Source organism: Tardiphaga sp. OK246, from assembly GCF_900188215.1.
GTDB classification, from domain to species: domain Bacteria; phylum Pseudomonadota; class Alphaproteobacteria; order Rhizobiales; family Xanthobacteraceae; genus Tardiphaga; species Tardiphaga robiniae.
On record NZ_FZOX01000005.1, the window covers coordinates 171,164 to 193,161 of the forward strand.

General features: G+C 61.4%; 23 protein-coding genes and 1 pseudogene. 12 read left to right on the forward strand and 12 right to left on the reverse strand.

Annotation, left to right across the window (positions count from 1 at the left end):
• Positions 1 to 76: 76 nt before the first annotated feature.
• A pseudogene (locus tag CHC01_RS22265) lies at positions 77 to 1,178 on the forward strand (winged helix-turn-helix domain-containing protein).
• A 171-nt stretch (positions 1,179 to 1,349) separates the two neighbouring features.
• On the opposite strand, the gene CHC01_RS32710 reads toward CHC01_RS22265, so the two are convergent.
• The 4 genes from CHC01_RS32710 to CHC01_RS22285 all read right to left on the reverse strand — a co-directional run bounded on the left by CHC01_RS32710 (position 1,350) and on the right by CHC01_RS22285 (position 3,748).
• The gene (locus CHC01_RS32710) at positions 1,350 to 2,009 is read right to left on the reverse strand and encodes a hypothetical protein (protein WP_176454684.1); all 660 of its coding nucleotides are present in this window, start codon (positions 2,007 to 2,009) and stop codon (positions 1,350 to 1,352) included.
• 312 nt (positions 2,010 to 2,321) lie between these two features.
• Positions 2,322 to 2,768 (reverse strand): hypothetical protein, encoded by a 447-nt coding sequence (locus CHC01_RS22275; protein WP_089266475.1) that lies wholly within the window; start codon positions 2,766 to 2,768, stop codon positions 2,322 to 2,324.
• 163 nt (positions 2,769 to 2,931) lie between these two features.
• Positions 2,932 to 3,222, reverse strand: coding sequence for a hypothetical protein (locus CHC01_RS22280; RefSeq protein WP_349636627.1), 291 nt, complete (start codon positions 3,220 to 3,222; stop codon positions 2,932 to 2,934).
• Positions 3,223 to 3,460: 238 nt separating this feature from the next.
• On the reverse strand, positions 3,461 to 3,748 hold the full coding sequence (locus CHC01_RS22285) for a hypothetical protein (RefSeq protein ID WP_374725621.1): 288 nt from the start codon (positions 3,746 to 3,748) through the stop codon (positions 3,461 to 3,463).
• A 205-nt stretch (positions 3,749 to 3,953) separates the two neighbouring features.
• Here CHC01_RS22285 and CHC01_RS22290 point away from each other — a divergent pair, with 205 nt between their 5' ends.
• The 3 genes from CHC01_RS22290 to CHC01_RS22300 all read left to right on the forward strand — a co-directional run bounded on the left by CHC01_RS22290 (position 3,954) and on the right by CHC01_RS22300 (position 5,845).
• On the forward strand, positions 3,954 to 4,355 hold the full coding sequence (locus tag CHC01_RS22290) for a metallopeptidase family protein (protein WP_089266478.1): 402 nt from the start codon (positions 3,954 to 3,956) through the stop codon (positions 4,353 to 4,355).
• Positions 4,356 to 4,426: 71 nt separating this feature from the next.
• Complete coding sequence (leuD, locus tag CHC01_RS22295; protein ID WP_089266479.1) at positions 4,427 to 5,032, forward strand: 3-isopropylmalate dehydratase small subunit; 606 nt, start codon at positions 4,427 to 4,429, stop codon at positions 5,030 to 5,032.
• Between the two features lie 21 nt (positions 5,033 to 5,053).
• Positions 5,054 to 5,845, forward strand: a complete 792-nt coding sequence (locus tag CHC01_RS22300) for a glycosyltransferase family 32 protein (RefSeq protein ID WP_089266481.1) — start codon at positions 5,054 to 5,056, stop codon at positions 5,843 to 5,845.
• Between the two features lie 240 nt (positions 5,846 to 6,085).
• Here the strand turns inward: CHC01_RS22300 and CHC01_RS22305 are convergent, their stop codons facing one another.
• Complete coding sequence (locus tag CHC01_RS22305; RefSeq protein ID WP_089266483.1) at positions 6,086 to 6,964, reverse strand: HpcH/HpaI aldolase/citrate lyase family protein; 879 nt, start codon at positions 6,962 to 6,964, stop codon at positions 6,086 to 6,088.
• A 209-nt stretch (positions 6,965 to 7,173) separates the two neighbouring features.
• On the opposite strand from CHC01_RS22305, the gene CHC01_RS22310 reads away from it, so the two are divergent.
• A complete protein-coding gene (locus tag CHC01_RS22310) occupies positions 7,174 to 7,809 on the forward strand; it encodes a carbonic anhydrase (RefSeq protein WP_068737916.1) in 636 nt (211 codons plus the stop codon).
• 58 nt (positions 7,810 to 7,867) lie between these two features.
• Here CHC01_RS22310 and CHC01_RS22315 read toward each other — a convergent pair whose 3' ends face one another.
• Entirely contained in the window at positions 7,868 to 8,902 is a 1,035-nt protein-coding gene (locus tag CHC01_RS22315; protein ID WP_068737914.1) for an aspartate-semialdehyde dehydrogenase, read from the reverse strand.
• 115 nt (positions 8,903 to 9,017) lie between these two features.
• Between CHC01_RS22315 and CHC01_RS22320 the strand changes: the two genes are divergently transcribed.
• Positions 9,018 to 9,821: a hypothetical protein gene (locus tag CHC01_RS22320; protein ID WP_089266484.1), complete on the forward strand. Its 804-nt coding sequence runs from the start codon at positions 9,018 to 9,020 to the stop codon at positions 9,819 to 9,821.
• A 186-nt stretch (positions 9,822 to 10,007) separates the two neighbouring features.
• Complete coding sequence (locus CHC01_RS22325; protein ID WP_089266485.1) at positions 10,008 to 10,385, forward strand: hypothetical protein; 378 nt, start codon at positions 10,008 to 10,010, stop codon at positions 10,383 to 10,385.
• A 75-nt stretch (positions 10,386 to 10,460) separates the two neighbouring features.
• Here the strand turns inward: CHC01_RS22325 and leuB are convergent, their stop codons facing one another.
• A complete protein-coding gene (gene leuB / locus CHC01_RS22330; protein ID WP_089266487.1) occupies positions 10,461 to 11,573 on the reverse strand; it encodes a 3-isopropylmalate dehydrogenase in 1,113 nt (370 codons plus the stop codon).
• Positions 11,574 to 11,711: 138 nt separating this feature from the next.
• On the opposite strand from leuB, the gene CHC01_RS22335 reads away from it, so the two are divergent.
• Positions 11,712 to 12,899 (forward strand): YbfB/YjiJ family MFS transporter, encoded by a 1,188-nt coding sequence (locus tag CHC01_RS22335; protein ID WP_244558483.1) that lies wholly within the window; start codon positions 11,712 to 11,714, stop codon positions 12,897 to 12,899.
• On the opposite strand, the gene CHC01_RS22340 is transcribed toward CHC01_RS22335, so the two are convergent.
• The 3 genes from CHC01_RS22340 to CHC01_RS22350 form a co-directional block, all read right to left on the reverse strand.
• A complete protein-coding gene (locus CHC01_RS22340) occupies positions 12,886 to 13,668 on the reverse strand; it encodes a molybdopterin-dependent oxidoreductase (RefSeq protein ID WP_089266490.1) in 783 nt (260 codons plus the stop codon). The genes CHC01_RS22335 and CHC01_RS22340 overlap by 14 nt on opposite strands.
• 11 nt (positions 13,669 to 13,679) lie before the next feature.
• Positions 13,680 to 14,315, reverse strand: coding sequence for a cytochrome b/b6 domain-containing protein (locus CHC01_RS22345; protein ID WP_089266492.1), 636 nt, complete (start codon positions 14,313 to 14,315; stop codon positions 13,680 to 13,682).
• A 254-nt stretch (positions 14,316 to 14,569) separates the two neighbouring features.
• The gene (locus tag CHC01_RS22350) at positions 14,570 to 15,157 is read right to left on the reverse strand and encodes a fasciclin domain-containing protein (protein WP_068737906.1); all 588 of its coding nucleotides are present in this window, start codon (positions 15,155 to 15,157) and stop codon (positions 14,570 to 14,572) included.
• Positions 15,158 to 15,565: 408 nt separating this feature from the next.
• On the opposite strand from CHC01_RS22350, the gene CHC01_RS22355 reads away from it, so the two are divergent.
• A complete protein-coding gene (locus CHC01_RS22355) occupies positions 15,566 to 17,080 on the forward strand; it encodes a malonate--CoA ligase (RefSeq protein WP_089266493.1) in 1,515 nt (504 codons plus the stop codon).
• 74 nt (positions 17,081 to 17,154) lie between these two features.
• On the opposite strand, the gene CHC01_RS22360 is transcribed toward CHC01_RS22355, so the two are convergent.
• Both CHC01_RS22360 and CHC01_RS22365 read right to left on the reverse strand, forming a co-directional pair.
• Complete coding sequence (locus CHC01_RS22360; RefSeq protein ID WP_089266895.1) at positions 17,155 to 18,150, reverse strand: cation diffusion facilitator family transporter; 996 nt, start codon at positions 18,148 to 18,150, stop codon at positions 17,155 to 17,157.
• 97 nt (positions 18,151 to 18,247) lie between these two features.
• A complete protein-coding gene (locus tag CHC01_RS22365; RefSeq protein WP_089266495.1) occupies positions 18,248 to 19,096 on the reverse strand; it encodes a sulfite exporter TauE/SafE family protein in 849 nt (282 codons plus the stop codon).
• Positions 19,097 to 19,342: 246 nt separating this feature from the next.
• Between CHC01_RS22365 and sdhC the strand changes: the two genes are divergently transcribed.
• From sdhC to sdhA, 3 genes are read left to right on the forward strand one after another with little or no spacing between them, the layout of a single operon-like run.
• Entirely contained in the window at positions 19,343 to 19,741 is a 399-nt protein-coding gene (sdhC, locus tag CHC01_RS22370) for a succinate dehydrogenase, cytochrome b556 subunit (protein WP_089266496.1), read from the forward strand.
• The gene (sdhD, locus tag CHC01_RS22375; RefSeq protein WP_089266497.1) at positions 19,738 to 20,139 is read left to right on the forward strand and encodes a succinate dehydrogenase, hydrophobic membrane anchor protein; all 402 of its coding nucleotides are present in this window, start codon (positions 19,738 to 19,740) and stop codon (positions 20,137 to 20,139) included. Before sdhC ends, sdhD begins: the two co-directional genes overlap by 4 nt.
• A gap of 3 nt (positions 20,140 to 20,142) precedes the next feature.
• A complete protein-coding gene (sdhA, locus tag CHC01_RS22380; RefSeq protein ID WP_089266499.1) occupies positions 20,143 to 21,981 on the forward strand; it encodes a succinate dehydrogenase flavoprotein subunit in 1,839 nt (612 codons plus the stop codon).
• The last annotated feature ends 17 nt before the right edge of the window (positions 21,982 to 21,998 follow it).

Below are 21,998 nucleotides of genomic sequence, written 5' to 3' on the forward strand. Positions count from 1 at the left end.
CGGCGGTACATCCTCGATAAGATCGACGGCCTGCTGATGCAGGCCGTCTTTTTATGAGCCATGTTGAACGCTGTCGATGCCCCGCACACCTGCCAAACCCATCGCACTCACCAACACCGCCGCCCGCCGCATCTGGCTGCGCGCGCAACGGCTCGATGCGCGTGCGCCATTCGGCGATGGCGCGGAGGCGGTGAAGGCCGCGGTTCAGCATCTCGGCTATGTGCAGATCGACACCATTAATGTGATCGAGCGCAGCCATCATCACATCCTGTTCTCGCGGATTCCGAACTACAAACGCGCGGATCTCAGGCAGGCGCAGACCCATGACAAGAGCGTGTTCGAATACTGGACCCACGCGCTAGCCTATGTGCCGACCGACGACATCGGCGGACAAGCGCAAGGTGATGCGGCTGGCCAAGGCTGGCCCGCTGTCGATCCGCGATATCGATGACGATGTGCTGCGCGAGAAGGATCACGAATGGGCCAGCCGCAAGCCGTCAAAGCGAGCGCTGCAGCTGGCGTTTTATGAGGGGCATCTCACGATCTCCGAACGGCAGGGCATGCTGAAGACCTATGATCTTCTGCTGCGGCATTTCGGCTGGGAGACGCTGCCGAAAGCCGCGAGTGCTACGGAGAAATACGCCTATCTGCTGGATCGCGCGCTGCGGTCGCAGGGCATCGTCAGTCTGGACTCGATCTGCCACCTGGATGCACCGAGCAAGGCCGGCATACGCAAGCTGATCGAGGCCCGTGTGCGCAAGGGCGAGCTGATGGCCGTCGCGCTCGATGGCGCCGGCAAGCAGGAGCACTGGACGACGCCCGCGGCGATCGAGGACACCAGCCCGGGCGAGGCGGGGCTCGTGCATGTGCTGTCGCCATTCGATCCCCTGGTGATCCAGCGCAAGCGGACCAATTTGTTCTTCGGGCATGACCATCGCTTCGAGGCCTATGTGCCGAAGGAAAAACGCCAGCTCGGCTACTTCGCACTGCCGGTGCTGGTGGATGATCAGATCGTTGCAGCGGTCGATCTCAAGACCGATCGGCAGAAGCGCAAATTGCTGATGCAGCAATGGAGCTGGGTCGGTGATGGCGCGAAGTCGAAAACGCCGCGCAAGGAATGGAAGCGCCGCATCGAGGAAGAGCTCGGGCGGTTCGAGGCGTTTCAGCTCGGAGAGTGAGCTCCGGCGCGTGCACTACACTCCGTCGCCATCCGCGGGTTTGACCCGCGGATCCACGTTTTGGCAACAAGCAAAGCGTAGATGGCCGGGACATCCAGCGAAGCCGCGCTTCGCGCTATGCTCGGCCATGACGGAGTGTGTGGAGAGTCGCTTCAGTCAACCCGACCCATCTCACCAATAAATATTGAAGCGATGGTAATGCCGCCGGTGGTGCCAGTGGCGGTGATGCCAGGGGCGATAACGGCAGATCTTACGTGGGCCGTAATAGGTCCAGACGACGCGGCAGAAGCGTCGCGGCTGGTAGTAGCGCGGGCCGTAATAGTAGCTCGGTGCATAGCCGTAATAATGCGGCCGGAAATGGCGGCGATAGCCGTAATGGCGCGCGCCATAGTAACGCGCCGGCGCATAATAGGGGCGCCGGGCGATCAATGGCGCCGCGTATCGATAGCCGCCGCCATGGAATACGGGGCCACGCCGGAAACCGCCGCCGACAAAGGCCGGGCCCGGACGGAAACCGCCTCCGCCGCGGAACGCAGGCGCTGCGGCTCGGAAGCCTCCACCGCCACCTCCACCACGAAACGCCGGCATGCCGCCACCGCGAAATCCGCCGCCTCCTCCGCCATGAAAGGCGTGACCGCCGCCACCACCGCGGAAACCGCCACCGCCACCGCCGCCGCGTCCACCGCGATGCTGGACCTGCGTGAGTAGCGCGTCGCTCGCCTGCTTGGCTGCGGGTGCCGCGCCGGGATTGATCAGCGAGACTGCCCGTGCCGATGGCGTCAGCGATATCATCATCGCTGCGGCGGCAGCCACGCCGAGCGAGCGCGTCATGAATTGTCTGATCGCAAAACCTCGATCGGGATTCAGGACAGGTTGTCGATCTTGAACATGTCTCATTGGAAACATCCTCCCTCGATCAGCGCATGGGACACTCGATCGCGCAAACCTGATGACGCACATCTTCGCTTGCGCCAACGGTGCGTTTGCGCATGGTCATGTCATGTGAGTTGTCGCGCCTTGACCGAAAATTAAGGATGTCGATCTGAACGCGTCATGAATGACGCAGGCGGAAGCCGCGCGGCGCGTACAAAAAGACAGGCGCCGCAAAGGGCGCCTGTCGACGTCGTTTAATAATGTCGGAAATTACCAGCGGCCGAAGCTGAAGCCGACGCTGAGAGGGCCTCCGCCGAAGCCGACGCCCGGGCCGTAACCATAGGCGCCGTAGGGACGATAGCCGCCGTAATAGCCGTAGGGCCGGTAGCCGTATCCGCCGTAGTAAGCAGGGCGATAGGCATAGGGACGTCCGTAATAGGCGGGGCCGTAATATGAGCGGTACGGGCGATAGCCGTATCCGTAGCCATAACGCGGGCCGTAATAGCTGCGATACCCGTAGTGCCGGTGGCCGAAGTGATGATGGCGGTGGTGAAAGTGACGATGGCGCCGCTGCGCGCTGAAGTCCGTGGCCTTTGCCTTGTGGTCTGCCGCAGCCTTTCGAGGCGTCTGTGCATCAGCCATTGCGGGGGCACTGGTCAATGCGCCACCAAGTGAAAGTGTTGCAGCCAGCATGGCTGCGCCTACCCAGTTCTTCATGATTTTTCCTTGCCTCGATCGCTTTCCATCGATCGTCTTTCGTCGCCTTCACCCCATAACGCATATAGCTGCAATGATTTCCCGCGACAGACCGACGCGGTCAACATCTCGTCAAAGAAAACAGGCGCGCGTGCGCACGCCTGTTTGGACTTTAGAGGGAGTCTCAGTAGCGCCAGCCGTGACGACGCACATGGTGCGGCCGGTGCCAGCCATGATGGCGGCGGATGTGATGCGGACGATGCCAGCCGTGGTGACGCCGCATGCCGTGATGCCCGCGATAGCCGCCATTGTGGTGATGACGATACTGAACCTCAGTCGTCAGCTTCTCACCGCCCTGTACGGACGATGCGATGCCCGGGCTGTTCAGCGAGACTGCATTTGCCTGCTGTGTCGGCGCTGTGACGAACAGCAATCCTGCGATGGCGGCGAGGCCGAAAAATTTCTTCACGTTCACGTGTTCTCTCCTGAGTCTGCTGCGTTCATGTCGAGATGCAGCTTCACGAATGGATCATCGCCCATGTGCATGACGCTAGGGCGCAGGAGGTGAACGCGATGTGAATATGCTCGGTGCGATATGTCGCAGGGTTTTGTGACGCATCGCTGGAACGAAAGCTCAGCGCATGCGAACGCCATCTCCGCAGTTGCAAAGCCTCGGCCTGACGTTATTCAAAATCAAAGTATGAAGTGTCGGCTCAGCCGCGGCGCCAGTAGCAGTTCATGCGCGGCACGATCACGGTGCCGCTCGGGCGATATTCCTGCACCAGATTGGCGGTGCAATCGCGGACGGCATTCGGGCCGGGATTGTAGCTGGGATAGACACCGCGTTCGTCCGGGGTGCGATAGATACGAACGCGCGGGCGCGCACGGCGGGGCTGAACGCTGTCGTCGGATTGGGCGACCTGTGTGGCCGTCTGCGCCTGTGCGGTGTTCGCCATCGGCAAGCCGCCGAGCGCAACCGCCAATCCCAGTGCCGCCATCATGATCCGCATTGTCTCGCCCCAAACTGCCATAAGCATGATCCCGAAAAGTGGATGCCGGGTTTCACCGACAAACGGGTTCGTTTGTCGAGAGATCATGCTTCAAAAGAATGCCGCAAAGTCTCCGATTGACGCCCGCCCGTCAACCGCCGGGACGGCCCTGTGCCGGCGCATTGCCATGTCATGGGAATTGGCTAGACAGGGAAACATGTGGCACCAGGCAAAAGCTCCCGATCTCGCGGAAATGGAGGATATGGCTCATGCCATGCTGGCCCTCCTGCCGGAGGATTTTCGCAAGCTCTGCGCGGGCGTGATCATCCGGGTCGATGATTTCCCGACGGATGAGGTGCTGGAGGAGATGCAGGCCGAGACCGAATTCGACCTGCTCGGCCTGTTCCAGGGTGTCGGCCTGCCATTTCAGAGCCAGGACAATACCGGGCAGTTGCCCAACATGATCTGGCTATATCGCCGGCCGATCCTGGATTACTGGGCCGAACACGACGAAACCCTCGGCCATATCGTCCGCCATGTGCTGATCCACGAGATCGGCCACCATTTCGGGCTCTCGGACGCCGATATGGAGGCCATCGAGGCTGGCGTCGCCGATTAGCCCTGCATAAATCACCCTTGGACGGGCCGCCCGATCGGGCTAAAACGCCCGCTCAATCCGAGGATACGTTCATGGACAAGTTCACCACGCTGGAAGGCGTCGCGGCGCCGCTGAAGATCATCAATGTCGATACCGACATGATCATCCCGAAGCAGTATCTGAAGACCATCAAGCGTACCGGTCTCGGCAAGGGCCTGTTCTCGGAAGCGCGCTACCTCGATGACGGCAGCGAGAACCCGGATTTCGTGCTCAACAAGCCGGCTTATCGCAATGCCAAGATCATGGTGGCCGGCGATAATTTCGGCTGCGGTTCGTCGCGCGAACACGCGCCGTGGGCGCTGCTGGATTTCGGCATCCGCTGCGTGATCTCGACCTCGTTCGGCGACATTTTCTACAACAACTGCTTCAAGAACGGTGTGCTGCCGATCCGCGTCTCGCAGAAGGATCTCGACGCGCTGTTCGACGATGCCGAGCGCGGCGCCAATGCGACGATCACCATCGATCTGCCGAACCAGGAAATTCGTGGCCCCGACGGTGGCACGGTGAAGTTCGAAATCGATCCGTTCCGCAAGCACTGCCTGCTCAACGGTCTCGACGATATCGGCCTGACGATGGAGAAGAAGGCCTCCATCGACAGCTACGAAGAGAAGCTCAAGACCGCACGCGCCTGGGCCTGATCTCACTTCGGAAGGTGACGCGTGATTCCTGACGTCGTCACCTTTTGGGAGGGCCCGCTCGATGCGCTGCGCCGGCTGTGCCTGAGGTCGCAGGTCGAGGCCGGCCATCGCGTCACGCTCTACAGTTTTGCACCGATCACCGATCTGCCGGATGGCGTGAGCAATGCCGATGCGGAAGCCGTGTTGCCGCGGGCTTTCGCCGAGCGGCTGCGCCCATCAGCTCCCGATGGCGCGTGGGTTGGCTGGACCCCACTGCAGTTCAGCGATTTCTTTCGCATCCGGCTGATGGCCGAAGGTCTCGGCCTCTGGCTCGACGCGGATGTGCTGTTGCTGAAGCCGATCGAGATCGATTCCGCAAAACCCTATTTCGCCTGGGAGAAGCGACGTCAGCTCGGCAATTCGGTGCTGTATCTGCCGCCCGACGATCCGATCGTCGCGGCGTTCGAGGCGCTGATCAGGCAGGACGAGTTGACGCCAGACTGGATGTCATTGCGCCATCGCCTCGCTTTCGCATGGCGCAAATGGCGCGACAGGTCGAAGCGCGCGAGCGACGTCCGCGTCGCGATCTTTGGCCCGGCATCGCTGACGGCGCTGGCGAAGCGCCATGGCGCGCAGCATCACGCGCTGCCGCGGAAGTCGTATTATGCGGTTCATGCCGAGCCGAAGCTGTTCTTCGAGCCGTCGAACTTTGCAGGGCTGATTGGCGATCCCGAAGTATTGGGCTTTCATATTTCGCCGAAGGGGCGCGGGAAGGAAGCGCCGGTGCCGGGGAGTTTCTATGCCTGGGCGACGGAGTGGGTTGGCGCTCGTTAGTATCAGCCTTTGAATCTACAAATTTCGCGCAACGGCCCGCGGTATCCCTCCCCCTTGCGGGGGAGGGTCGGCCGAACCTGACGATGCGAAGCATCGTTCAGGTGGAGGCCGGGGTGGGGGTGCCACACGTGAGAGCATCGCCTGTGGCACCCCCACCCGTCGTGCTGCTCGCTGCGCTCGCAACGCGCCACCCTCCCCGCAAGGGGGAGGGTGAAGAAAGCGCGTCGTTGCTGACTGGTACTAGTTCCCCATCGCCGCAATCGCGTCCGAGATCGCGATCGTGCGCTTGGCCATGTCCGCATGCAGCCGCTCGACCATCTTGCCGTCGAGCTGAATCGCGCCGCGCTTGGCATTCTCGGGCTGCTCGAAGGCGGCGATGATGCGGCGGGCTTGGGCAACTTCGTCGTCCGGCGGCGTGAAAACCTTGTTGCAGGCCTCGATCTGGCTCGGATGGATCAGCGTCTTGCCGTCGAAGCCGATGTCGCGGCCCTGTTCGGCTTCGGCGATGAAACCCTCGGTATCGCTGAAATTGCTGTAGGGACCATCGAGAATTTCGAGACCATGCAACCGCGTCGCCAGCACGCAATGCGTGATCATCGGCAACATTGCCGCGCGACCGGGCATCATGCGGATGCGGGTCTCGCGGGCGATGTCGTTGGGGCCGAACACGAAGCCGGCCAGGCGATTTTCGGAATCGCGCGAGGCGGCCGCGAGTTCTTCCGCATGCAGGATGGCGCGCGAGGTCTCGATCATGGCCCAGACCTTGATCGACATGTCGGCGCCAATGTCACTCAGGCGATCAGCAACGGCTGAGAGATCCTCGACGCTGGAAATCTTCGGCACCAGGATGCCATCGGGCTTGGCCTTGCCGGCCATGGTCACGTCGTCGATCCACCACGGCGAATCCAGCGCATTGATGCGGATGATGACCTCGCGCTTGCCGAAGCCGCCGGCATTGAGCGTCTGCGCGATGGCGTCGCGCGCGGTTCCCTTGGCGTCCGGCGCCACGGCGTCTTCGAGGTCGAGGATGATGCCGTCAGCGGCCACGGTACGGGCCTTTTCCAGCGCGCGCGGGTTCGAGCCGGGCATGAACAAATGGCTGCGGCGCGGACGGATCATGGCGTCATTTCCCTGTGATTATGGCCTGTTCGTTATTCAGGCATCCGCGATAACATTTCAGCCCGCCGCCCGGAAGGCTTGTTCGCGCTGGCGTCCTATGGTTATCCGTGGGGACCGTATGTTTGAGCGTGATCTCTCGACAAACGACCCCGTTTGTCGGCGAAAACCGGTATCCACTTTTCGGGATCATGCTCCGAACGAGGCAGACCATGACATCATTTCCGAAGCAGCTCATTGCCGGTTACCAGACCTTTACGTCGGAGCGATTGCCGACCGAGCAGTCGCGCTTCCGCGAATTATCGGAAAAGGGCCAGTCGCCGGAAGTCATGGTGATCGGCTGCTGCGACTCGCGCGTGTCGCCGGAGGTCATCTTCGATGCTTCGCCCGGCGAACTGTTCGTGGTGCGCAACATCGCCAACCTGGTGCCGGTCTATCAGCCCGATGGCGGCGCCCATGGCGTTTCGGCAGCGCTGGAATATGCGGTGCAGGTGTTGAAGGTGAAGCACATCGTCATCCTCGGTCACGCGCAATGCGGCGGCATCCGCGCTTTCGTCGACAATGCGGCGCCGCTATCACCGGGTGACTTCATCGGCCGCTGGATGTCGATGTTCATCAAGCCCGACGAGAAGGTTGAGATCCGCGAGCACGAGGCGTTTCAGGATTTCGTCACCCGTATCGAGAAGGCCGCCGTGTTCCGCAGTCTGGAAAACCTGATGACGTTCCCGTTCGTGAGCAGCAAGGTCGAGAGCGGCGAGCTGGAATTGCACGGCGCTTACTTCGGTGTCGCTGTCGGCTCGCTGTCCGTGCTCGATCAGGCCGCGAAAGAGTTTCGGCCGGTGGCGTAAAACAAAAAAGCCGGATGCTGAGCATCCGGCTTTTGATTGTAGGAGATCGAAGGTCCGCTTACGCGGCCTTCTTCTTCGCCGTGATCAGCTTGCGGTTGATCAGGCATTCCGCGATCTGTACGGCGTTGAGCGCCGCGCCCTTGCGCAGGTTGTCCGACACGCACCAAAGAACCAGACCGTTATCGACCGTCGAATCCGTGCGGATGCGGCTGATATAGGTGGCGTCTTCGCCTGCGGCTTCATAGGGCGTCACGTAGCCACCCGGCTCGCGCTTGTCGATCACGAGGCAGCCTGGCGCATTACGCAGGATGTCACGGGCTTCATCTTCCGAGATCGGGTTCTCGAATTCGATGTTGACCGCTTCCGAGTGGCCGACGAACACCGGCACGCGCACGCAGGTCGCGGACATTTTGATTTTGGGATCAAGAATCTTCTTGGTCTCCATCATCATCTTCCACTCTTCCTTGGTGTAGCCGTCCTCCATGAACACGTCGATCTGCGGGATGACGTTGAAGGCGATACGCTTCGGGAATTTGTTATTGACCAGCTCGCTGTTGGTGTAGACGGCCTTGGTCTGCGAGAACAACTCGTCCATCGCATCCTTGCCGGCGCCCGACACCGACTGATAGGTCGAGACGACGACGCGCTTGATGGTCGCCTTGTCATGCAGCGGCTTCAGCGCCACCACGAGCTGCGCAGTCGAACAGTTCGGGTTTGCGATGATGTTCTTCTTGGTGAAGCCATCAACGGCAGAGGCATTCACTTCCGGCACGATCAGCGGCACGTCGGGGTCCATGCGCCATGTCGACGAGTTGTCGATCACGACGGCACCGGCCGCGCCGATCTTCGGCGACCATTCCTTGGACACGGCTCCGCCAGCCGACATCAGGCAGATATCGACATCGCTGAAGTCATAGGTCGCGAGGTCTTTGCATTTCAGGGTTCTGTCGCCGAAGGAAACCTCAACGCCCATGCTGCGGCGCGACGCGAGCGCCACGACCTCGTCAGCGGGGAATTTACGTTCATCCAGAATGCTGAGCATTTCACGCCCGACATTGCCGGTCGCTCCGACCAGCGCGACTTTGTAACCCATCGTTCACTCTCCGAAGAAAAATGCTTCACCCCCACATACCGTGGAAAGGGAAGAGCCGCGCTTCTATGCGAGAAACGTCGCAAAGACAACGTCCTAAGCGTGTTTGCGTGTGTTGATGCGTTCAATTTTGGTTTCGCACCACCCAAAGTCGGCAGGTGTCCATCCTGCCCTGCAGAGCTTTGCCGACGAGTGCGGTGCCATCGCCGTGCGTCTGCTCGCGTATATGGGTGCGCTGGCACTGGTTGTCATGGCCGCGGCTACGGTTTTCGACGGACTGGAATTCGACCTCAGCAGCGAACCAGCCGCCAAGGCTGGCTGGAGTGTCGCCAGCCGCTCCCATCCCGCTTTTGCCGTCAGTCAGTTCGATTCGTCAGGTAAAACAGTGTCTTACGAGATCATGAGGCATCCCGACGGGGGTCGGAAGGACATCCTGCGCTGGACGTCGCCCGGAGAACCTCCGGTGGCCGAGCTGGAATTGTATCGTCCTGGTGCCGAGGCTGAGCGGGCAGGTCCGCCGGCAGCGGACATTGCGGGCCGCATGGACCCCGGCGGCGTTCGCGAGGTGGTGGGCGAGGGCATTATCGACAGCAAGTTCGGGCCGGTCGCCCTGATGGGCTTTGCCGACCGGCTGAAAGACAACAAGCGCTGCCTCGGCTTCATGAAGACGCTGGAGGTGGCCAATCTCAGGATTTCCGGCTGGTCGTGCCAGGGAGACGGCCTGCCGGCGCGGCGGGCGGCGATCGCCTGCACCCTGAACCGGCTGGTGCTGCTCACCGCCGGCAATGAACCCCGGCTGCAGGAGGCCTTTGCCCAGGCAGATTTGAAGCGGGCCGGCTGCATCAGCGGTGCGGCACTGTCGGCCATTTCAGCCGATTGGGTCACCGGCGCCCAGAACCCGCTGCTGCGCGGCAGCTTGTGACCTCTTCGTGATGGGTTGGACCAAGACCTTGGATTACATGCAACATTCGGCCACACCGCGCATTATATCGACGACTGTGGCCGGATAGACCTTGTGGCCGGATACCCCGGCCAGCTAAATTGACCGCAAATCGGATTTGCCGACTCGGCTTTTGAATGCCGATCTTCTGACTGCAATGAGGACCTGATGACCTTGAAATTCCCCGCCGCGAAAACTCTCGCCATGTTGTTCGCGACGGTTGCCGTCATCGCGACCGCCGTTGCCGTCTCGCCGGCCGATGCCGCCACCAAGAAGAAGGTTCGTGTTTCTGACCGTGACGCTGTTTATGGCGCGCGCGGCCCGAACGTGTCCTATCAGCAGGGCCGCACCCGCGTTTACGTGACGCGTCGCTCCTGGCTCGATGCCGGCGTCGAAGTGCTCCCGGGTGACCGCAAGTTCACCGACTATGCCTATCCGCCCGGCTACTCTTTCGCCCGCGACAACAACAACCGTCCGCTGGATCGCCAGCCGCTCAACTCGCAGTGGGATCTCGGCGGCTATCCCGAGCGCTTCCCGCTCTACTGAGCGTGGCGACATCCAAATACGAAAATGCCCGGCTCAGCCGGGCATTTTTTGTTTGTGGGAGAGGTTCGAGCGCGCTTAAGCGTGCAGCGTCTGCAATTCCTTCAGCAGTGCTTCGCCCATGCCGGATGTGCTCACCACGGTTGACCCTTCCGACTTGATATCGGCCGTGCGCAGACCCTTTGCCAGCACCGCGGCGATGGCCTGGTCGACCTTGTCGGCCAACTCACCCATGTCCAGCGAGTAACGCAGCGCCATGCCGAACGAGGCGATCATCGCCAGCGGATTGGCCATGCCCTTGCCGGCAATGTCCGGCGCCGAACCATGCACGGGCTCATACATTGCCTTGCGCTTTTTGGTCTTGGCATCGACTTCGCCGAGCGAGGCCGAGGGCAGCATGCCCAATGAGCCGGTCAGCATCGCTGCGATGTCGGAGAGCATGTCACCGAACAGGTTGTCGGTAACGATGACATCGAACTGCTTCGGCCACTTCACGAGGTTCATGCCGCCGGAATCGGCGAGCTGATGCTCGAGCGTGACGTCCTTGTATTCGCGGCCATGCACCTGGGTGACAACCTCGTTCCAGAGCACGCCCGACTTCATGACGTTACGCTTCTCCATCGACGTCACTTTGTTCTGGCGCTTGCGGGCCAGATCGAAAGCGACGCGGGCGATGCGCTCGATTTCATAGGTGTCGTAAACCTGCGTATCGACGGCACGCTTCTGGCCGTTGCCGAGATCGGTGATGGTCTTCGGTTCGCCGAAATAGACGCCGCCTGTGAGCTCGCGCACGATCATGATGTCGAGGCCCTCGACGACCTCACGCTTCAGGCTCGATGATTCCGCCAGCGCGGGATAGCACACGGCTGGGCGCAGATTGGCGAACAAGCCGAGATCCTTGCGCAGGCGCAGCAAGCCGGCCTCGGGGCGATGCTCATAAGGCACGCTGTCCCACTTCGGGCCGCCGACGGCGCCGAAGATGATGGCATCGGCGGCATCCGCCTTGGCCATTGTGGCATCGGTGATAGGGAGCTTGTCGGCATCATAGGCGGCGCCGCCAACCAGGCCGTTCTCGATCGTGAATTTGGCGATGCCCTGGGCATCGATCCAGTCGATCAGGCGCTTCACCTCGGCCATCACTTCAGGGCCGATGCCGTCGCCGGGGAGAAGCAGCAATTTGTGCGTTGCCATATTCAAGTGCCCTTGCAATCCGTTACTGATTGCCGCGAGTGCTAAGACGTCATTGCGGGAATGGCAAGACAGTGTTGCCGAAGGGGTGATTGCGGGTGCCGTGAAACCTGCGACATTGCTGACACAGCGGAGATTCCCGTGACGTCATCTGTGCCTTCCCCGGCGCGCCCTAACCCGGCGTGGCTGATACTCGTCCTGTCGCTCGCGCCGGCCATCGGGCTCGGCATCGGCCGCTTTGCCTATTCGCTGGTGTTGCCCGATATGCGCGACAGCCTGCAATGGTCCTATTCGGCGGCCGGCTTCATGAATACCGTCAACGCCGCGGGCTATCTCGCCGGCGCACTGGTTGCGGCCGGGCTCGGCAGGCGCTTCGGTCTGATCGCGGTGATTCAGGGCGGTACGCTTGCTTGCATCCTGTCGCTCATCGTTTGCGGCGTCACCGTGGATTTTACGCTGCTCAGCATCGCGCGGCTGGTCACCGGTTTTGGCGCGGCGGTTTCGTTCGTGGCCGGCGGCGCGCTCGCCGCCACCATCGGCCTCGCTTATCCCGAACGGTCGTCCTATCTGCTCAGTCTGTTTTATGCCGGGCCAGGTATGGGTATCCTCCTGTCCGGTCTGATCGCGCCGTTCGTGCTGCAGGGCTTTGGTCCGGGCTCCTGGTGGATCGTGTGGTTGGTCCTCGGTCTCGTATCGGTCGTGATCGGCCTGCCGCTGTTGCGCCCGCGCGTCGATGCGGCTGATGACACGTCAACGGACGACAAGGCGCCGCTCGCGATCCGCCCGATGTGGATTTACCTCATTGCCTATTTCATGTTTGGCGCCGGCTATATTGCCTACATGACCTTCATGATTGCCTATGTGCGCGATGGCGGCGGAAGCGCCGTGGCGCAGAGTGCGTTCTGGTGCCTGATTGGCGTCAGTTCGTTCGCGTCGCCCTGGCTGTGGCGTAACGTGTTGGCGCGTGGCCAGAGCGGCCGCGCCATGGCAATCATTCTCGGCACCAATGCGGTAGGCGCAGCGATGCCGCTGCTCGGGCATTCGCCTGTGGTGCTCGGCATCTCCGCCGCCATTTTCGGCGTTGCATTCTTCGCGGTGGTTGCGGCAACCACGGCCTTCGTGCGCTTCAACTATCCTCGCGCGGCATGGTCGAAGGCCATCGCGGCGGTGACGATCGTGTTCGGCATCGGCCAGACTCTTGGTCCGATCGCGGTGGGTGCCATTTCGGACGCGACCGGCAGTCTCACATCCGCTCTTGTGGTCTCAGCAGCGACGCTGGTGTTCGGTGCGGTGCTGGCGATGTTCCAGAAGCCAATCAGCTCCCGCTGAAATCGTTATAGCCCTGATCTTCCCAATAGCCGCCCTTGTAGTCGTTGGTGACTTCCATCGCGACGACGTATTTCGGATTCTTGAATCCGAGTTTGGTCGGTACGCGGATCTTCATTGGGAAACCATAGGCCCGCGGCAGAAGCTGGTTGTCGAACTTGAAGGTCATCTGCGTTTGCGAATGCATGGCCGTGGGCATATCGAGTGAGCTCGTATAGTCCTCGGCGCAGCGGAAATGGACCCACTTTGCATTGGTGTCCGCGCCGACCAGCTTGAGGAAGTCGCGCAGCGGCGTGCCCTGCCAGGAGCCGATGGCGCTCCAGCCTTCCACGCAGATATGGCGGGTGATCTGCGATACTTCCGGCAGCTTGTGCAGTTCATCCAGCGTCCAGGACCTCTTGTCCTGCACCAGACCGGAGACTTCGAGCTTCCACTCCTTGCCGTCCACATTCGGTGCGTCGTCCTCGGCGTAGAAGGCGTTGAACGGGAACGGACGCTTGATGTCTTTCTCGGAATAGGTCGGCGCCAGCGTGTTCGGATTGAAGATTCGGGCCTGAACCATGTCGTTGAACTTGGACATATGCGTCAGCAGGTTTTCAGCCGAGAGACTGTCACTCACGTCGCAGCCGGTGAGCAAAGTCAATGCGCCGAAGCTTGCACCCGACGCGATGAAACGGCGGCGCGACAGATCGGGCATCAGTTTGGTGGCATCCTTGACGAGGAGATTCTTGTCGACGCCGGGAATGATGAGGGAGCGAATTTTTCTGATCATGGTCGTGTCCCTCAGCGTCCGATAATCATTGCACGCAAACTCTTCGGCACGATCAGGGCCAGAGCGATGTGGATGACGAGGAAGCCGACGATGGCCGCCATCATGAAGAAATGCACATAGCGGGCGGTGTCGTAGCCGCCGAACAGCGCAGTAAGATATTGCAGCTGGACGGGCTTCCAGATCGCGAGACCCGACAGCACGATCAGAATGCCGACCACAATGATCCCGGTATAGAGCAGCCTCTGCACCTGATTGTAGGTTGAGAGGTCAGCGTGCGAGAGCTTGCCGGTCAGCGCAGCCTTGGTGTCGTCGAGTACACCCTTCGCCGAGATCGGCAGCAGCTTCTTGCGGAAGCGTCCGGTGACCATGCCAAGAGTGAGATAGACGAGGCCGTTGATCACCAGCAGCCACATGGCGGCGAGGTGCCACATGATGCCGCCGCCTAGCCAACCACCCAGCGTAATGGATGATGAGAATGTGAAATTGAACAGCGGCGAGGCGTTGTAGATCTGCCAGCCCGACATGATCATCAGCACGATCGCGACGGCGTTGATCCAGTGCACGACGCGCACCCAGGCGGGCTGGATGACTTTGGTATTCGTAACTTTGGTTGCGGCGCGATCGCCGGCGGCTGTGATGCTCGACATAGGCATATCCTGGGCTGAGCAGTGGTTCGATGGTGCTCGGTGACGCGAGTTGTTACCAGCTATACGGCATAACCGGTCGTTCGTTACGGCGGCTCCTGTAACAACCCCGGTCGGGTCGGCTCATACCGATCACAAAAAAGCGAGCCGGGTTGCCCCGGCTCGCTCCTTTTGCGCCCTCGGTATCCTTGGGGGACGCGCGCGCATCCAGTGGGGACAAGTCAGGATGCGCGAACTTGTTGCGCAGAAGCCGGAGATCAGGCTTTCGGCATCAGGACAGTATCGATGACGTGAATCACGCCGTTCGACTGGTTGACGTCGGCGATGGTCACGGTCGAGGAACCGCCCTTGGCATCGACGATCATCACCTTGCCGCCCGAAGCCTTCACGGTCAGCTCTTCGCCTTCCACGGTCTTCAGCTTCTGGCCGTCCTTGAGGTCGGCGGCGTTCAGCTTGCCGGGCACCACGTGGTAGGTCAGGATCTTGGTGAGGGTCGCCTTGCTCTCAGGCTTCACCAGCGTGTCGACGGTACCGGCCGGCAGCTTGCCGAAGGCGGCGTTGGTCGGTGCGAACACCGTGAACGGGCCCTTGCTGGAGAGGGTATCGACCAGGCCGGCGGCCTTCACGGCGGCGACCAGCGTAGTGTGATCCTTCGAGTTGACGGCGTTCTCGACGATGTTCTTCGACGGATACATCGGCGCGCCGCCGACCATGACGGTCTTCTCGCCCGACATTTCGCTCTTCATCATCTTCTTGTCTTCGGCCTGCGCGGGGGCAAGCACGGCGCCAGTGATGGCGAGGGTGCTGAATGCGACGGCCGACAGAAGTGCAATGCGCTTGGACATGGATCGTCTCCCGAGTGATGTGAGTGACCAGCGATCTCGCTGGTGCGATGAATGGCATCAACCGCGGCAATCCCTTGGAGGCCAGATTGCGCCGTCGATGCCCGAGTTACGCGAGGTCTCGGGACCAGTTTCAGGCTATATTTTTTGGCGCCGTTGAAACTTTTGCCGGCGCATCTCGTTCGCGCGAGGCAATAACGCGTTCGATGCATCGCGTTTAATACAATCACGTGCGGAAACCGTGCCGGGATGACGCGCCCCAGGGGGCCGATCCACCAGATATGGGGGCGATCCCCATGGAGCATGCGTTGCCTAGATATGGCCATTCTTGCTAAGGAACGGGATTAATTGACGCGATCGTCAGGCAGCTGCACCGGTCGCTCCCTCACTCCTGCACCGCGTGACCTTGCCATGAACGCCAACCTGTTTTCTCGCCTGTTCGACAAACTCGACGATGCCTCGCGTCTCGCCATCGAGACGCCCGAGGGCAAGCACATCAGCTATGGTGATCTGATCGCGCTGGCGGGCCAGATGGCCAACGTGCTGGTGGCTCGCGGCGTCAAGCCGGGTGACCGTGTCGCGGCGCAGACCGAGAAGTCGGTGCCCGGTCTGGTGCTGTATCTGGCGACCGTGCGCGCCGGCGCGGTCTATCTGCCGCTTAACACCGCCTATACGCTGAACGAGCTCGATTACTTCATTACCGACGCCGAACCGTCGCTGGTGGTGTGCGATCCCTCCAAGGCTGAAGGCTTCGCCGCTATTGCGGCCAAGGTCGGTGCGAAGGTCGAGACGCTGGGCGCCGACGGCAAGGGTTCGCTGACCGATGCCGCAGCGAAAGAGAAGCCGGATTTCCAGACCGTCGAGCGCAAGAACGAAGATCTCGCCGCGATCCTCTATACGTCGGGCACCACCGGCCGCTCCAAGGGCGCGATGCTGAGCCACGACAATCTGGCGTCGAACTCGCTGAGCCTTGTTGAATACTGGCGTTTCACCAAGGACGATGTGCTGATCCACGCCCTGCCGATCTATCACACGCATGGTCTGTTCGTGGCGAGCAATGTGACGCTGTTTGCGCGCGCGTCGATGATCTTCCTGCCCAAGCTCGATCCGGAACTCATCATCAAGCTGATGGCCCGCGCCACCGTGCTGATGGGCGTGCCGACTTTCTACACGCGTATCCTGCAGTCGCCGAACCTGACGAAAGAGACTTGCAGCCACATGCGGCTGTTCATCTCCGGCTCCGCGCCGCTGCTGGCCGATACGCATCGCGAATGGTTCGCGCGCACCGGCCATGCTGTGCTCGAGCGCTACGGCATGACCGAAACCAACATGAATACGTCGAACCCTTATGACGGCGAGCGGGTACCCGGCGCGGTGGGCTTCCCGCTTCCCGGCGTCTCCGTGCGCGTCACCGATCCCGAAACGGCCAAGGAACTCGCGCGCGACACCATCGGCATGATCGAGGTGAAAGGGCCGAATGTGTTCCAGGGCTATTGGCGGATGCCGGAGAAGACCAAGGCGGAGTTCCGCGACGACGGGTTCTTCATCACCGGCGACCTCGGCAAGATCGACGCCAAGGGCTATGTCCACATTCTCGGCCGCGGCAAGGATCTGGTGATCTCGGGCGGCTTCAATGTCTATCCGAAGGAAATCGAAAGCGAGATCGACGCCATGCCCGGCGTGATAGAAAGCGCCGTGATCGGCGTGCCGCATGCAGATTTCGGTGAGGGCGTCACCGCCGTGGTCGTGAGCGACAAGAAGACCGCGATCGACGAGGCCTCCGTGCTCAAGGCGCTGGATGGCCAGATCGCCAAGTTCAAGATGCCGAAGCGCGTGATCTTCGTCGACGATCTGCCGCGCAACACCATGGGCAAGGTGCAGAAGAACGTACTGCGCGATAGCTACAAGGATATCTACGCGAAGTAAGCCCCCGCGCGGTCCCTCATAGTGAGGAGGCGCGCAGCGCCGTCTCGAACCATGAGATGCTGTGTGGCCATACCTTAGATAACATGCTCCGGCGCGAGTGCGCAGGCCGAATTCGGATCCATCTCGATCTGGATCGTCGCGTGCTCAATGCCGAAGTCACGCTTCAGGCGCGCGGCGACTTCCATCAGATAGGCGTCGCCGGGTGCGCCTGACGGGATCACCATGTGACAGGTCAGCGCCACTTCGGTTGTGCTCATGGGCCAGATATGCAGGTCGTGCACCTGCGCGACGCCGGGGCATTGTTCGAGGTAGCCGCGCACGGCAACGGGGTCGATGCCGCGCGGAACGGCGGCGAGCGACATCGCAGTGGAGTCGCGCAAGAGGCTCCAGGTGCCCCAGACGATCAGCACACAGATGACGAGGCTGGTCAGGGCGTCGATCCACAGCCAGCCGGTGAACATAATGGCGATCGCGGCGATGACCACGCCAACGGAGACCGCAGCGTCGGCGACCATATGCAGATAGGCGCCGCGGATGTTGAGGTCGCTGTTGCGGCCCGAGGCAAACAGCCAAGCGGTCACGCCGTTGATGACGATGCCGATGGTCGCGACGATCATCACGGTGATCTCGGCTACCGGTTCGGGATTGAACAGTCTTAGCACGGCCTCCCAGGCGATGGCACCGACAGCAACCAGCAGGAACACGGCGTTGAAGAGCGCTGCGAGAATTGAGGACCCGCGCAAACCATAGGTGAAGCGCGGCGTTGGCGCGCGCTTCGACAGCACAGCTGCGGTCCATGCCGCGATCAGCCCGAGCACATCCGAGAGATTGTGCCCGGCATCGGCCACCAGCGCCATCGAGCCGCTGGCATAGCCATAGATCGCCTCGATGACGACGAAGACGGTATTGAGGCTGATGCCGACGGCAAAAGCCATGCCGAAATTAGCGGGCGCATGCACATGTCCGCCGGGACCGTGGGAATGACCGGCGTGATCGCCTTGCGCGTGGTCGTGGCCGGCATGGTCGTGTGTGTGACCGTGGTCGTCATGATCGTGATGCGAGTGCGCCATCGGTGTTCCGTCGCGTGGTCTGACGGCATCCATAGCAAGTTATGATCCGGATACTATTACGGTAGCTGTTGTGCGTCGGCCGCTCTGATTTACGGGGTCATATTAGAGCGATGACAAACCGGCTGCCGACGATGAATAGATAAATTCCAAATGCCATTTCCAGCGCGCGCTTCGACATCGCATGTGCCGCCTTCACGCCGAGCGGCGCCACCAGCAGGCTGGTCGGCATCACCAGCAGCGCGCCGATCAGCGAGACATAACCGACAGCGAAGGGCAGCTGCAGCGCTGCGACATCGGGAAAGCGCGCAGCGGCCGGCCAGCCGGCATAGATGTAGCCGATGGCGCCGGGGATCGAGATCAGCACGGCGAGCGCTGAGGATGTCGCCACCGCCTGATGGATAGGCCGGCCATAAAAGGTCATCAGCAGGTTCGAGAACAATCCGCCGCCAATGCCCATCAGCGTGGAGAGAAGACCGACGAAGAAGCCGTAAATCTTCATCAGTGGGCCGTCGGGCAAGTCGTCGCCGAGCTTCCAGCCGTCGCGCGCGAGCAGCAGCCGTGCCGCCGCGGACCAGGCAACGGCAACGAAAACGATCTTGAACAGCCGCTCCGGCGCATAGCGGGCGGTGACACTGCCGATGATGACGCCGATCAGGATCGGCCACCACCACTTCCGCAGGATCTCCATATCTACGGCGCCGCGGGCCATATGGGCACGGAAGGACCGGATCGAGGTCGGGATGATAATCGCCAGCGAGGTGCCGATACAGAGCGGCATCCGTACTTCCAGAGGCACTCCGGCGATGCGGAAACACTCGTAAAATACGGGGACCAGGATGGCGCCTCCGCCTATCCCGAAGACACCTGCCAGGAAACCGGCCAGTGCGCCGACGGCAATAAGAAGCGCCGCCAGTTCGACAATCTCGGTTACATTGAGCCCAGCCATTCCCGCCCCGATTGCCATTTGCTATCGCATCATGAAGTTCTCATGAATCGCGCTTCACCAAGGCTGTCAGCAACAAGCCCGGCAACTGTCAATACCCGCAAATGCAAGGCTCATTTGAAGCTCTGAACGATTGTTCGGAGTATGTCATTTCGCGATTGCACTGGTTGTTTTGAGTTCGTAAATAGAATTGCTCTACGCGATCCCCAATCGGGCACCGTCTGCCCATTAACCTGTCAAAGTTGCTAAATGACCGCTCGGATCGAACGACCCCTTTCGCCGCATCTGCAAGTGTACCGCTGGACCCTGACGATGGCGTTGTCCATCGTGCATCGCGCTACCGGCGTCGCCTTGTATTTCGGCACTCTGCTTCTTGTCTGGTGGCTGATCGCCGCTGCGTCTGGCCCCGCGGCCTATGCACACGTGCAGGCCTTCACCGGCAGCATCATCGGTCGCCTGATCGCATTCAGCTACACGTGGGCGCTGATCCATCATGCCATGAGCGGCATCCGCCATCTGGTCTGGGATCTCGGTTACGGTTTCAAGCCATCCGAGCGTGAATGGCTCACCTGGGCCGCATTGATCGGCGGCATCGGCATCACCATCCTGCTCTGGATCATTGCCTACGCGATCGGAGGCGGACGATGAGCGGTTCCAACTCTCCGAAGTCGGTGCGCACGCCGCTCGGCCGCGTCCGTGGTCTCGGTTCCTCGCATTCGGGCACATCAGACTTCTGGCGGCAGCGCCTGACCGCAGTGGCCATGCTGCTTCTGCTGATCCCTGTGATCTTCATCGTGATGTCGGTTTTCAGAAGCAACCAGGCCGGCGTCGCGCAGGTCCTTGGTTCGCCTATTGTCGCCATCGTCATGTTGCTCTTCATCGTTGCCAGCATCTGGCACATGAAGATTGGCATGCAGGTCGTGATCGAAGACTATGTCCATGACGAGAAGATCAAGCTGATCTCGATCATCGGCAACAATTTCTTCTCTGCCGCCGTGGCGCTGGCATCGATCTACGCCATCCTTAAACTTTCATCCGGAGTGTAGCGCATGGCCGTCAACGGCACTGGCGCGAACGGCGTTGGCGGCCCCGCCACCAACGGCCACGCCTATCCCATCGAAGATCACACCTATGACGTCGTTGTCGTTGGCGCCGGCGGCGCCGGGCTGCGCGCGACCGTCGGCTGCGGCGAAGCTGGCCTGCGCACCGCCTGTATCACCAAGGTGTTCCCGACCCGCTCGCATACGGTTGCAGCACAGGGCGGCATCTCCGCCTCGCTCGGCAACATGCACGAGGATAACTGGCGCTGGCACATGTACGACACCGTGAAGGGGTCGGACTGGCTCGGCGATCAGGACTCGATCGAATATATGGTGCGCAACGCGCCCGACGCCGTTTACGAGCTCGAACACTGGGGCGTGCCGTTCTCGCGCACCGAAGATGGCAAGATCTATCAGCGCCCGTTCGGCGGCATGACCATGGATTACGGCAAGGGCCAGGCCCAGCGCACCTGCGCGGCCGCCGACCGTACCGGTCACGCCATGCTGCACACGATGTACGGCCAGGCCCTGCGCCACTCAGCCGAGTTCTTCATCGAATACTTCGCCATCGATCTGATCATGGACGATCAGAACGTCTGCCGCGGCGTCATTGCGCTCAAGCTCGACGACGGCACGCTGCATCGCTTCAAGGCGCAGACCGTCATTCTCGCCACCGGCGGCTATGGCCGCGCTTACGCCTCCTGCACTTCGGCGCATACCTGCACCGGTGACGGCGGCGGTATGGCGCTGCGGGCTGGTTTGCCGCTGCAGGACATGGAATTCGTTCAGTTCCATCCGACCGGCATTTACGGTTCGGGCTGTCTCGTCACCGAAGGCGCGCGCGGCGAAGGCGGTTATCTCGTCAATGCCGAAGGCGAGCGCTTCATGGAGCGTTACGCACCGTCAGCCAAGGATCTCGCCTCGCGAGACGTGGTTTCGCGCGCCATGACCATCGAAATCCGCGAAGGCCGCGGCGTCGGCAAGAAGAAGGATCACATCTTCCTTCATCTCGACCATCTCGATCCGAAGGTGCTGGCCGAACGTCTGCCGGGCATCTCCGACTCGGCGCGCATTTTCGCCGGCGTCGATGTCACCAAGGAGCCGATTCCGATCGTTCCGACGGTGCACTACAACATGGGCGGCATCCCGACCAACTATCACGGCGAAGTCGTCACCAAGAAGGACGGCGACGACAATGCGGTGGTGCAGGGCCTGATGGCCGTGGGCGAAGCTGCCTGCGTGTCGGTGCACGGCGCCAACCGTCTCGGCTCCAACTCGCTGATCGATCTCGTGGTGTTCGGCCGTGCGGCCGCGCTGCGCTGCGCTGAGAAGCTGACGCCGAATGCCAAGCAGCCCGACCTGCCGAAGGACTCGGCCGACCGCGCGCTTGGTCGTCTCGATCACTACCGCTATGCGAAGGGTGGCACTTCGACCGCGAAGATCCGCGAGAACATGCAGCATGTGATGCAGACCAACTGCGCCGTGTTCCGCACTGGTGAAGTGCTGAACGAAGGCAAGGAGTTGATCCACAAGGTGTATGGCGGTATCGGCGATATCGCCGTGTCTGACCGGTCGCTGGTGTGGAATTCGGATCTCATCGAGACCCTCGAATTCGACAACCTGATCACTCAGGCCATCGTCACCATGGACTCGGCTGCGAACCGCACCGAGAGCCGCGGCGCGCATGCGCGCGAGGACTTCTCGGATCGCGACGACAAGAACTGGATGAAGCACACGCTGGCGTGGATCGATGGGGGCGGCAAGACCACCATCGATTATCGCCCGGTGCACGACTACACGATGACCAACGACGTTCAGTACATCGTGCCCAAAGCGCGCGTGTACTAATGATGACAGCGAAGGCT